General features: G+C 68.5%; 12 protein-coding genes. All 12 read left to right on the plus strand.

Annotated features, from left to right (window positions below):
* The first annotated feature begins 30 nt into the window (after nt 1–30).
* The 12 genes from BPODLACK_RS07845 (at nt 31) to BPODLACK_RS07900 (ending at nt 11,333) form a co-directional block, all read left to right on the plus strand.
* Nucleotides 31–930 (plus strand): carbon-nitrogen hydrolase family protein, encoded by a 900-nt coding sequence (locus BPODLACK_RS07845; protein ID WP_159405045.1) that lies wholly within the window; start codon nt 31–33, stop codon nt 928–930.
* Nucleotides 923–1,393, plus strand: coding sequence for an MSMEG_0570 family nitrogen starvation response protein (locus tag BPODLACK_RS07850; RefSeq protein WP_159405046.1), 471 nt, complete (start codon nt 923–925; stop codon nt 1,391–1,393). Before BPODLACK_RS07845 ends, BPODLACK_RS07850 begins: the two co-directional genes overlap by 8 nt.
* On the plus strand, nt 1,390–2,676 hold the full coding sequence (locus tag BPODLACK_RS07855) for an MSMEG_0569 family flavin-dependent oxidoreductase (protein WP_159405047.1): 1,287 nt from the start codon (nt 1,390–1,392) through the stop codon (nt 2,674–2,676). The genes BPODLACK_RS07850 and BPODLACK_RS07855 overlap by 4 nt, the downstream gene beginning before the upstream one ends.
* A 484-nt stretch (nt 2,677–3,160) precedes the next feature.
* Complete coding sequence (locus BPODLACK_RS07860) at nt 3,161–4,216, plus strand: MSMEG_0568 family radical SAM protein (protein WP_159405048.1); 1,056 nt, start codon at nt 3,161–3,163, stop codon at nt 4,214–4,216.
* Between the two features lies 1 nt (nt 4,217).
* A complete protein-coding gene (locus tag BPODLACK_RS07865; protein WP_236577634.1) occupies nt 4,218–5,744 on the plus strand; it encodes an MSMEG_0567/sll0787 family protein in 1,527 nt (508 codons plus the stop codon).
* Nucleotides 5,745–5,796: 52 nt separating this feature from the next.
* Entirely contained in the window at nt 5,797–6,660 is an 864-nt protein-coding gene (locus BPODLACK_RS07870) for a carbon-nitrogen hydrolase family protein (protein WP_024498016.1), read from the plus strand.
* Entirely contained in the window at nt 6,657–7,811 is a 1,155-nt protein-coding gene (locus BPODLACK_RS07875) for an MSMEG_0565 family glycosyltransferase (protein ID WP_035760313.1), read from the plus strand. Before BPODLACK_RS07870 ends, BPODLACK_RS07875 begins: the two co-directional genes overlap by 4 nt.
* The gene (locus BPODLACK_RS07880; protein WP_024498018.1) at nt 7,808–8,821 is read left to right on the plus strand and encodes a DMT family transporter; all 1,014 of its coding nucleotides are present in this window, start codon (nt 7,808–7,810) and stop codon (nt 8,819–8,821) included. The genes BPODLACK_RS07875 and BPODLACK_RS07880 overlap by 4 nt, the downstream gene beginning before the upstream one ends.
* Nucleotides 8,787–9,197, plus strand: coding sequence for a nuclear transport factor 2 family protein (locus BPODLACK_RS07885; protein ID WP_024498019.1), 411 nt, complete (start codon nt 8,787–8,789; stop codon nt 9,195–9,197). The genes BPODLACK_RS07880 and BPODLACK_RS07885 overlap by 35 nt, the downstream gene beginning before the upstream one ends.
* Nucleotides 9,197–10,231, plus strand: a complete 1,035-nt coding sequence (locus BPODLACK_RS07890) for an LLM class F420-dependent oxidoreductase (RefSeq protein ID WP_024498020.1) — start codon at nt 9,197–9,199, stop codon at nt 10,229–10,231. The genes BPODLACK_RS07885 and BPODLACK_RS07890 overlap by 1 nt, the downstream gene beginning before the upstream one ends.
* The gene (locus tag BPODLACK_RS07895) at nt 10,231–10,698 is read left to right on the plus strand and encodes an SRPBCC family protein (protein ID WP_024498021.1); all 468 of its coding nucleotides are present in this window, start codon (nt 10,231–10,233) and stop codon (nt 10,696–10,698) included. Before BPODLACK_RS07890 ends, BPODLACK_RS07895 begins: the two co-directional genes overlap by 1 nt.
* Nucleotides 10,699–10,733: 35 nt before the next feature.
* Nucleotides 10,734–11,333 (plus strand): FKBP-type peptidyl-prolyl cis-trans isomerase, encoded by a 600-nt coding sequence (locus BPODLACK_RS07900; RefSeq protein WP_035760315.1) that lies wholly within the window; start codon nt 10,734–10,736, stop codon nt 11,331–11,333.
* Nucleotides 11,334–12,171 lie beyond the last annotated feature (838 nt).

Genomic DNA, 12,171 nt, shown 5'->3' on the forward strand with positions numbered 1-12,171 from the left:
CTTTTCGCACCACCGACCCTGGGACATCCTATGACCACCATCGGATCCGTCGCGGCGAACTTCTCCCGCGATCTCAAACAGAACTACGCGACAATCGAACACTATGTCGCCCAGGCGCAGGCAAGCGGCGTCGACTTCCTGGTCTTCCCGGAGGCGGCGATCGGCGGTTACCTGTCGTCGCTGGGCAACCACGGCGACACCCGTAAGAACAGTGCACGGTCGCTGCCACCGGCGATCTCCCTCGACGGACCCGAGATCGCTCGGGTTCAGTCCATCGTCGGTGACCTGGTGGTGGCGATCGGGTTCTGTGAACTCGGCGAGGACGGCGAGACCCGCTACAACGCGGCCGCAGTCCTCGACGGCAACCGGATCTACGGCAGCTACCGCAAGGTCCACCAGCCGCTCGGCGAGAACATGTCGTACTCGTCGGGTGACGGGTACGGGGTCTTCGACACCCCCGTCGGACGGGTCGGCCTCCAAATCTGTTACGACAAGGCCTTTCCCGAGGCCGCCCGGATCATGGCGCTCAAGGGTGCGGAGATCATCGCCAGCCTGTCGGCGTGGCCGGCCGCCCGCACCGCGACCGCCGAGAACCTCCAAGAGGACCGGTGGACGTACCGGTTCAACCTCTTCGACGCCGCCCGCGCCCTGGAGAACCAGGTCGTGTGGGTGGCGTCCAACCAGAGCGGAACCTTCGGGTCGTTGCGCTACGTCGGGAACGCCAAGATCGTCGACCCCGGCGGCAACGTCCTCGACACAACGCTTCTCGGCAGCGGTCTCGCGGTCGCCGAGGTGAACATCGGCGAGAGCTTCACTGCGATGCGCGCCGGCATGTTCCACCTGCGGGACCGGCGGCCCGAGGTGTACGGACTGCTCACCGAACCGGAGAACGCCGACGACCTCGCGTGGCGGGACCTCGCCCATGCCTGAGATGACCGTCCAGGTGCGGTGGCCCGACGGCCTGTCCCGCCAGTACTACTCCCCCAGCCTCGTCCTGCACGACCACCTCGCGCCGGGCACCTACCGCGTCGACGACTTCCGGTCGCGAGCGACCCTCGCCCTCGAGGAGGCCAGCGCACGGGTGCGCGCCAAGTACGGCTTCGCGTGTACGTCGGCGGCCGAGTCCGCCGAGGCGATCGCGGGCGATGCTGCGCGGCATGCCGATTCGGCGGAGGTCGAAGTCGTCTCGATGTACCCGCCGTTGCCGGGCTCGGAGGTTTCGACGCGGGGCGTCGCTTCGCTCCGACCCGGCTCAACCAGCAGCGAGGACACGGGCATTGCTTCGCTCCGACCCGGCTCAACCAGCAGCGAGGACACGGGCATTGCTTCGCTCCGACCCGGCTCAACCAGCACTGAGGGCGCCGTGCCGCTCAGCACTGAGGAGGACTCATGAGCGCGAACACATCTGAGGCACACGTACCGGTCGTCGTCATCGGCGGCGGCCAGGCGGGTCTCTCGGTCAGCTGGTACCTCGGGCAGGCCGGCGTGGAACACCTTGTCGTCGAAGCCGAGACCGCGGTCCATGCGTGGGCCGACAAGCGGTGGGACAACTTCACTTTGGTGACTCCCAACTGGCATTGCCGTCTGCCCGGATACGCCTACGACGGGCCGGAGCCCGATGGGTTCATGACCCGCGATGAGGTCGTGGCCTGGCTCGAGGGATGGTTGCAGACCTTCGAACCGCCGCTCGTCGAACACACTCGGGTGACCCGGCTACAGCGGCCGAGCGCCGACCTGTTCGAGGTGACCCTCGACGGTCCGAGTGGCGTCAGCACGGTCACCTGCGATCAGGCGGTGATCGCGACCGGTGGCTATCCGCTGCCCGTCATCCCGGCGTTCGCATCTGCGCTCGACCCGGCACTCCACCAGGTCCACTCCGAGGAGTACTTCAATCCGGAGCAGCTGCCCGAGGGTTCGGTGCTCGTCGTCGGATCCGGACAGTCGGGCACCCAGATCGCCGAAGACCTGCACCTGGCCGGACGACAGGTGCATCTGGCCATCGGCAACGCTCCCCGGGTCGCGCGCTTCTACCGAGGTCGCGACTGCATGACGTGGTTGTCGGACATGGGCCTCTACGACACTCCCATCCAGGAGTATCCGGGAGGCCGTGCCGCCCAGGAGAAGACCAACCACTACGTCACCGGCCGCGACGGTGGCCGCGACATCGACCTGCGCCGCTTCGCGCTCGAGGGAATGCAGCTCTACGGCATGCTCACCGACGGCAAGGATTCGACCCTGCGGTTCGCGCCGACGCTCACCGACGCGCTGGACAAGGCCGACGACGTCTACAACTCGATCTGCTCCGACATCGACCGCCACATAGACTCATTGGGGATCGACGCGCCGGAACCCGCACGGTACGAACCGGTGTGGGCTCCGGAGGAGGATCCGGCCGAACTGGATTTGGCCGCAGCGGGTGTCACGTCGATCATCTGGGCCATCGGTTACCGGCCCGATTACCGGTGGATCGAGGCCAGCGCCTTCGACGGCGGTGGGCGCCCGATGCAGACCCGCGGGATCACCGAAGTGCCCGGACTGAGTTTCGTCGGGTTGCCGTGGATGCACACCTGGGGTTCCGGACGCTTCCTCGGCATCGACCGGGATGCGCAGTACGTGGCCGAGCACATCGTCGGTGCTCTGGACCAAAACCGACCGCGGTTGGCGGCGGCGCAGTAGATGGCCGGGAGAAACGGAGTAGTTGGGTCCGGATCTCGAGGTGAACGCCTCGAGCGGGTCGTGCGCCCGAAAAACTCGTCCCCTCAGGGTCTTTCGAGGGCAATCTGCCCTCCGATGGTGCTCACGGGGACGAGTTTCTCGGCGGATTGCGTGGCAACGTTCGAGAAGACGCGTCACCGAGGGCCTGCGGTGTACGTGGCCAGGCCCTTCGAGGCTCGTCGCTATCGCTCCTCGCACCTCAGGGAGCGGGACGGGGCACCGTCGCTATCGCTCCTCACACCTCAGGGAGCGAGAAGGGCGTCGCTATCGCTCCTCACACCTCAGGGAGTGAGAAGGGCGTCGCTAACGCTCCTCACACCTCAGGGAGCAAGAACCAGCTCGTCGCGATTACAACAACCACACATCCGATCGAAGTCTCACCAACCCTTCGAGACGGCCCTCCGCAAGCTCCGGGCCTCCTCAGGGAGCGGGAGGAGGAGTACCCATGACGGTATCCACACGAGTTGACCTGGCATTGCTCGGGATTCGGGGCGAGCCGCCGGTACAGCGAACCGGCGGGGCCGGCCCTAGCGACGACGGCCACCTGATGGTCGACGGGCTGCACGCCGCGATCCCGCGAAACCCGCAGAGCCCATTCGTCTTCGACGGCGACCGCGTCCTGTACGACGGGGTGGACGTCGGCATCGAGGTCGAGGCGATCGGGCGGCCCCGGTTCTACGACCTCCAGACCGCCGACGGCATCAGCTACGAGAAAATCGCCCGCCTGCACGGACGTAACGTGCTCGCGACGACGGTGGTGCAGACCTGCATCCGGTACGAAAAGTCGGACCGGTGCCGGTTCTGCTCGATCGAGGAATCACTGCGGTCGGGATCCACGATCGCGGTGAAGAAGCCCGAGCAGCTGGCCGAGGTCGCCCGCGCCGCAGTCGAACTCGACGGCATCACCCAGATGGTCTTGACCACCGGCACCACCAACGGCCGCGATCGGGGCGCACGGCATCTCGCACGCTGTGTCCGTGCGATCAAGGCAGCGGTCCCCCATCTGCCGATCCAGGTCCAGTGCGAACCGCCCGCCGGCCTCGCGGTCCTCACCGAACTGCGGGAGGCCGGCGCCGACGCGATCGGCATCCACGTCGAATCCCTCGACGACGAGGTGCGGCGCCGGTGGATGCCGGGTAAGTCGTCGGTCTCGATGGACGAATACCGCGCCGCCTGGGCCGAAGCGGTGCGCGTGTTCGGACGGAATCAGGTGTCGACGTACCTGCTCGTCGGGCTCGGTGAAGGCACCGACGAGATGATCGCCGGCGCCAAGGAACTCGCCGACCTGGGCGTCTACCCGTTCATCGTGCCGTTCCGACGACATGCGGGGACGCTCGCCGTCGACGTCGACGATGCGCCGGCACCCGACCCGGCCATCGTGGAGAAGATCAGTCGCGAGGTCGCCGGGCACCTCACCCTGATCGGGATGGCCGGGGTCGATCAGCGGGCCGGGTGTGCGGCCTGCGGGGCGTGCAGCATTCTGCCGACGGTGGGTGGCTGAGATGGAGAGGTCCTTTCGATACGCCCCTCCGCAAGCTCCGGGGCTACTCAAGGAGCAGGGGTCTTCCGCTCCGCAAGCTCCGGAGCTACTCAAGGAGCACAGGCCTGCTGAGCTCTCGATCCTTGCCGGTCGACGCCGCGTCGCCGCGCGACCCGACTTCCTGATCACGGTTGCCGACACCACCAATGAGCACGCCGCCTACCGCGCGATGCGACACCACGAATTCGTCGACAGGCAAGGTCTTTTCGCATACTCCGACCTCGACGACACCGACGACGACCCGCGCACGGTGGTTCTCGTCGCGACGCTTCCGGACGGTTCGATCGCCGGTGGCGTTCGCGTGGCTCCCGTCCGGTGGCCCGGATCGTCGGACACCGAGGACATCGGGTGGTGGTTCGGCAGCCGGCTCGTGGTCGCCGACCCCGGGCACGCAGTCGGGATCGGTCCGGCGCTGGTGCGGGCGGCGTGTGCGCACATCGAGCAGCAGGGCGCACTGCGTTTCGACGCGACCGTGCAGGACCGCTACGCACGCATGTTCCGACGCCTCGGCTGGGAGGACTGCGGCGCGGGGCCGGTGATCGCCGGTCAGGCGCACCGGGAGATGCGATGGGCGATCCATCGCATCCAGCGCACCGTCGACGGCACCAAAGCAGTTCTCGCCGAAGCACTTGCGCCGTTCGCCGAACAAGACGGCGGACTCGGGGCCGCGGGCTTCCGCGGCGACGACGGCGTACCGCTGCCCGGTACCGACGTGATCGCGGCCTGCGACGCGATCATCCCGTCGATGATCGAACGCGACCCGGAATGGGCCGGCTGGTGTTCGGTGCTGGTCAACATCAACGACCTGTCGGCGATGGGGGCGCGACCGATCGGACTGCTCGACGCCGTCGGTGCGCCCACGACCTCTCATCTGACGCGCATCATCCGTGGCATCGCCGATGCGGCACGAGCCTGGCGGACGCCGGTTCTCGGGGGTCACACGCAGGTCGGCGTGCCGTCGGCGCTGTCGGTGACGGCATTGGGCACCACCGGCCGTCCGCTGCGTGCCGGTGGCGGCGCGGTCGGCGACACGGTCACCCTGCACGCCGATCTCGGCGGGTCCTGGCGCCCGGGCTATCACGACCGGCAGTGGGACTCGACGAGTTCGCGCAGCAGCGACGAATTGTGTGCGATGGCTGGTCATCTCGCAAAGGTTGGACCGGCGTCGGCGAAGGACGTGAGCATGGCCGGGATCGCCGGAACACTCGGCATGCTCGCCGAGGCGTCGGGTACGGGAGCCGAACTCGACGTGACCGCGGTGCCGCGCCCGAGCGAGGCCTCGATGGGTGCGTGGCTGACGTGCTTTCCCGGGTACGCGATGCTCAGTGCGGACCGTCCGGGTCGTCGTGCTGATGTGCCGGCCCCGAGCACTGTCTCGATCGTGGACTGTGGACGCCTGACCGCAGAGCCGGGCGTGCGGCTGCGGTGGCCCGACGGCGCGGTGACGGTTGCGGTGGCCTCCACGGTGACCGGGCTGGGGGTCGCGTGATCCGACCTCGCGTGAGCCCTTCTCCGGACGGTACGCCCGGTATCGTTCGACCATGAGCACTGTCACCCTCGGTGCTCTCGCCGCGCACTTCGGCCGCGACGTGGAGCGTGGAGTGTCCAAGGCCGTCGGCATCGTCGAGGCGGCCGCACGAGACGGCGTCGACCTGCTCGTCTTCCCCGATGCCACGCTCGGCGGATATCTCGGCGACCTGCGGAATCCCGACCCCGACGAGCTGCCCCCGGCGCTGGATCCCGACGGACCCGAGCTGGCCGCGATCGTCGCCGCCGCGGGCGACACAACCGTGTGCATCGGCTACACCGAGGCCGACGGCGACAAGCACTTCAACACCGCTGTGTGCGTGTCCGGCGACGGGACTCTCGGCACCCACCGCAAGGTCCATCAGCCCGCCGGTGAGTCCCTGGCCTACGCGGCCGGGGACGGGTTCCGCGCTTTCGACACCCCGGTGGGCCGGATCGGCATGCTCATCGATTACGACAAGACCTTTCCGGAATCGGCACGCACCCTCGCCCTCGACGGCGCCCGGATCATCGCTGCCCTGTCCGCGTGGCCGGCGAGCGTGACCGACCGTGCCGCCCGGCTGCCCGCCGATCGCCAGTCGCGATTGTTCGACCTGTACGACTGCGCCCGCGCCGCCGAGAATCAGGTGTTCGTCGTGTCGTCGAACCAGACCGGCGTGATGGGCTCGCTGCGGTTCCTCGGTCAGGCCAAGGTCGTCGGCCCGGGCGGCGAGATTCTCGCCACCACACGCTCCAAGGGCGGTCTGGCCACCGCGACCGTCGACGTCGACGCGGAGATCGACCGTGCCCGCCGCGTGCTGAACCACCTCGCCGAACTGCGACCGGACTCCTATCGCGGCGCGACCTCGCCGGCCGGGTCGATCGCGGACCTATCATGACCGGTGTGGACTCCCCCTCGCCGCGCGTCGCCCTGCTGACCTACTCCACGAAACCCCGTGGGGGCGTGGTCCACACGCTGAACCTGGCCGAGGCGATGGCTCGACTCGGCGTCGACGTGACGGTCTGGTCGCTCGCGCGCGGCGGTGACGAGGGCTTCTTCCGCGCGGTGGATCCGACGGTGACGCTACGGCTCGTGCCGTTCGCCGACCGGGAGAACGAGACGATCACCGAACGCATCGTGCGGTCCATCGACACCCTGCGCGACGCCTTCGACCCCGGCGACTACGACATCGTGCACGCCCAGGACTGCATCAGCGCCAACGCCGTCGGCACGTGTATCCGTACGATCCACCACCTCGATCAGTTCACGACACCGATCCTCGTCGAATGCCACGAGAAGGCCGTCGTGAACCCGTACGCGCGGATCTGTGTGTCGCGGGCGGTCGCCGACGAAGTCCAGCAGGGATGGGGACTGACCGCCGACGTCATCCCGAATGGTGTTGCGTATCAAAGATTCGCCGACGCCGGGTCGGAAGCCGCCGAAGCGGTCGAAGCGCGTCATCGCTGGACAGCGAAACTCGGTGAGTACGTGCTCGCCGTCGGAGGGGTCGAACCGCGCAAGGGCAGCATCGACCTGCTGAACGCGTATGCGCTGCTGCGCGAACGGCATCCGGAGCTGACGCTTGTCTTCGCCGGCGGCGAGACCTTGTTCGACTATCGGGACTACCGCGCTGAATTCGACCGTCGCCGTGCCGAGCTCGACGTCGAACCGATCGTCCTCGGCAACGTGCCCGACGACGAGCTGCCGTCGCTGGTCGCCGCGAGCCGGGTGTTCGCGTTCCCGTCGGTCAAGGAGGGGTTCGGGCTGGCCGCGATGGAGGCACTTGCCGCCGGACGACCCGTTGTGGCCCGAGAGTTGCCCATTCTCCGAGAGGTGTTCGGCGACACGGTGACCTATGCGTCGACTGTTCCCGAGCTCGCCGACGCTCTGGCGGAGGCACTCACGCCGGACCCGGCACGCGTCGAGGCCGGCCGTGCGCTGGCCGCGTCGCTGACGTGGGAGGACGCGGCTCGTCGTCATCTCGAGTTCTATGCCCGGCACCCGCTGCCCCGGGATCCGATGCCCGCGCACCTCGACGCGCGCAGATGAGCGAGCATCCGCGCGCCGCCGAACGCGCCGGGATTCTCGCGGTGACGCTCACCGCGTTCCTGTGGGGGACGTCGGGGACGGTCGCCGCACTGGCGCCCGCGCTAAGCGCGGTCACGATCGGTGCCATCGCCATGGCCGGCGGAGGGTTGCTCCAGGCCGCGATCAACGTCCGCGCGGTCCGTGCCGCGTGGCCGTCGTTGATGCAGCGGTGGCCGACCGTGCTGGCGGGCGGCGTCTGCGTGATGATCTACCCGCTGTGCTTCTACGGCTCGATGCGCATCGGCGGCGTCGCGCTGGGCACCGTGGTGTCGCTGGCGTCGGCGCCGTTGTTCTCCGCGGTGATCGAGCGGGTGGCCGAGGGTCGAATGTTGACGAGGCGGTGGATCGTCGCGTGTGCCCTGGGCATCGCCGGCAGTGTCGCTCTTGCGCTGTCGCGGAGCGAGTCCTCGCACGGAGACACCGTCGCCGACAGCAGTGCCTCCGCCTGGGGTGTCGTGCTCGGCTTGGGAGCCGGTGCGACCTACGCGGGCTTCTCGTGGGCGATGCGACGCCTGATGAACCAGGGAGTCGCCCGCGGGGCGTCGGCCGGTGGCGTGATGGGACTGGGCGGGGTGCTGTTGCTGCCGGTGGTCGCGGTCTGTGTGCCGTCGGTGATCGATCATCCGGAAAGCCTTGTCGTCCTCGCGTACCTGGTCGTCGTGCCGCAGTTCCTCGGCTACGTGCTGTTCAGCCGCGGGCTGGGACGGATCGACAGTTCGACCGCCACCACCATCACCCTCATCGAGCCGGCCGTTGCCACCGTCCTCGCGGTGGCGGTCCTGTCCGAACCGATCACCGCGATCGGCTGGACGGGCATCGGCGTCCTGGCCATGGCGCTCGTCGTGCTGATGGCTCCCGCGCGGCGTCGGGGATCCGTTAGCGTCGAGCACAGCAGTACGCACAACGGCGCCCCTGCCGTGGACGAGGAGGTCATGCATGAAGCAGTTCCGAGAGGCCGTCGAGGCACGTGACGAGCAGGCGATGCGAGACCTGCTCGCCGACGACGTCGTCTTCACCAGCCCGGTCGCGTTCAAGCCGTACCCGGGCAAGGCGATCACCTCGGCCATCCTGCGGGGCGTCATGCGTGTCTTCGAGGACTTCCGCTACGTCCGGGAGATCAACGACGCCGGGGGTCGCGACACGGCGCTGGTCTTCGAGGCGAACGTCAACGGCAAGGCCGTCACCGGCTGCGACTTCATCCACGTCGACGACAACGGCAAGATCGACGACTTCATGGTGATGGTCCGGCCGCTCTCGGGCGCCCAGGCTCTCGCCGAGGCGATGGGGGCACAGTTCGACCAGATCGCGGCCGAGGCCGCCGCCGAGACCGCCAGAGGGACCAACTGATGAAACTCGGTCTGCAACTCGGATATTGGGCCGCTCAGCCGCCGGTCGGTCACGCCGACCTCGTCGCCGCCGCCGAACGGGCCGGCTTCGACTCCATCTTCACCGCCGAAGCGTGGGGATCGGATGCCTACACACCGCTGGCGTGGCTCGGGTCGTCGACGAGCCGTGTCCGGCTGGGCACCTCGGTGCTGCAGTTGTCGGCGCGCACGCCGACCGCGTGCGCGATGGCTGCGCTGACCCTCGACCATCTGTCCGGCGGCCGGCACATCGTCGGACTCGGAGTGTCCGGGCCGCAGGTCGTCGAGGGTTGGTACGGGCAGAAGTTCGCCAAGCCGCTGGGCCGCACGCGTGAGTACATCGACATCATGCGTCAGGTCTGGGCGCGGGAGGCCCCCGTCACCAGCCCCGGACCGCACTATCCCCTGCCGTACAACGGCGACGGGGCGTCGGGATTGGGCAAGCCGCTCAAGCCGATCACCCATCCGCTGCGTGCCGACATCCCGGTCATGCTCGGCGCCGAGGGACCCAAGAACGTCGCCCTCGCGGCCGAGATCGCCGACGGCTGGCTGCCGCTGTTCTACACACCGCGCATGGCCGACACCTACAACGCATGGCTCGACGAGGGTTTCGCCAGGCCCGGTGCGCGGCGCAGTCGCGAGGACTTCGAGATCATCGCGACCGCCCAGATCGTCATCACCGACGACCGGGCCGCGACCTATGCCGCGATCAAGCCCTTCCTCGCGCTGTACATGGGCGGAATGGGCAGTGAGGACACCAACTTCCACGCCGAGGTGTATCGCCGTATGGGGTACTCCGACGTCGTCGACGAGGTGACGAAACTGTTCCGCTCGGACCGCAAGGAGGAAGCCGCTCAGATCATTCCCGACGCGGTGGTCGAGGACTCGGCCATCGTCGGCGACCTCGACCACGTGCGCGAGCAGATCAAGGTGTGGGAGTCGTCCGGCGTCACCACGATGCTGGTCTCGCCGCGCACCGTCGAGGAGATCAACCAGCTCGCCGGCCTCATCAGCTGATGCTGTCCCCCGCCCGGTTCACGATCCTCGACGACGTCGTCGCCTTCTCGACGCCGCCCGCGGACACGTTCGACTATCTAACCGACCCGAGGAATCGGCCTGCGTGGCAGTCGAGTCTGCGACGCATCGACGACCTGCACGTGATCAGCGACCGGGCGGGTGACGTCGGCACCAGTTGGACCGACGTCACCCTCGTGCCCGGGGTGTCTCCACGGTTGGAGGTCACGGCCTGCGAACCTCACCGTTTGTGGCGGGAGGTCGGTGGCTGGCGGTCGGTCGACGCGGTGCTCACCCTCCGGTTCGACGAACGAGCCGACGGCGGCACCGATGTCCATGCGGAGGCGACGCTCACCGTGCCGGTGATCGGTGTTCCGGTGCTGGCGGTGAACCGGTGGCCGGCCGCACAAGCGATCCGTGCCGACCTCGCCCGCGCTGCCCGTATCGTCGCCGACCACGGCGGTCGGTGATCGTCGGGCGCTCGGGTAGCGTGACCAGGGTGAACATGAAGAATGCGACGCTCGCGCTCGGCGCGGCCCTCGTCCTCACGGTGGCCGGCTGCAGCTCCGACTCCGATTCCGATTCCGGCACAACCGAAGCCACCGGTACCGCCGCGGCCGGCACCACCGACACCGGGTCGGCGCCCACCAGCTGCCCGACCGCGCCGGCCAAGGACGACGCCAAGCCGCAGTGGACCCTGAAGGGCACCACCGGCGGTGTCGAGATGGTCGCCGCCACCGCGACCGAGGCGCCGAAGATCACCGTCCAGTCGCCGTTCAGCGTTGATCAGACCGTCGTCGAAACGCTCGTCGAGGGTGACGGGCCCGTCGTCGCCGAGACCGCGTCGGTGACGGTCTGCTACGTGGGCGTCAACGGCCGCAACGGCACCGAGTTCGACAGCGCGTACCAGACCGGCTCCCCCGTCGACTTCCCGCTCAACGGGGTTATTAAGGGCTTCAGCAAGGCGATCGCCGGGCAGAAGGTCGGCTCCAAGGTCGGCGTCGCGATGACATCGGCCGACGGCTACGCCCAGGGTCAGCCGAGCGCAGGCATCGAGCCCGGCGACACGCTGGTCTTCGAGATCGGAATTCTCGCCGCGTCTTAGGACTCTGCAGTGAAACACGAAGGGCTGGTGAGTGTTTGCTCACCAGCCCTTCGTGGCTCGTCGCCGGCGCACGGTGTATCGGATCACGCACGAGGGGGCTATCGCATCCGATGAGCCGGTGCGGAATGACGTCGCATGCGACGTCGTTCCGGCTGTAGGACGTCGGCCGAAGTCGTTGGACCGGATTGAGATCGCGCGCGACGTCATTCCGGCGTCGTGCGCAGGAATGCGGGCGTGCGAGCTGCACAGCGGGGCCGGGCGGAGCGAAATCTCGTCCCTCTCAGGGGCTTCCGAGGGAAGTATGCCCTCGGAGGGTGCTCACGGGGACGAATTTCTCGCGGTTCGCCGGGCGTCGTGCAGGTCGGAAGAGCCCGCTCCGTTCAGGAGCGTTCGGAGCTTGCGGAGGACGCGACATGCCTGCTCCCTGAGGAGCGTGCGGAGCTTGCGGAGGGCGCGACATGCCTGCTCCCTGAGGAGCGTCCGGAGCTTGCGGAGGACGCGACATGCCTGCTCCCCGAGGAGCGTCCGGAGCTTGCGGAGGGCGCGTCTCGAAGGGCTGGCGAGGTTATCTCACCAGGCCCTTCGAGGCTCGTCGCTAACGCTCCTCGCACCTCAGGGAGCAAGGGGTAGCACCTCACGAGCCGAGGTCGCACCGCAGGGAGCATGGGGTAGCACCTCACGAGCGGAGGTCGCACCGCAGGGAGCAAGGGGTAGCACCCCACGAGCGGAGGCGGCACCCCACGAGCGGAGGTGGCACCCCACGAGCGGAGGCGGCACCCCACGAGCGGAGGCGGCACCCCACGAGCGGAGGCGGCACCCCACGAGCGGAGGCGGCACC

It is taken from the genome of Gordonia sp. YY1 (genome assembly GCF_009872315.1).
GTDB lineage: Bacteria > Actinomycetota > Actinomycetes > Mycobacteriales > Mycobacteriaceae > Gordonia > Gordonia amicalis.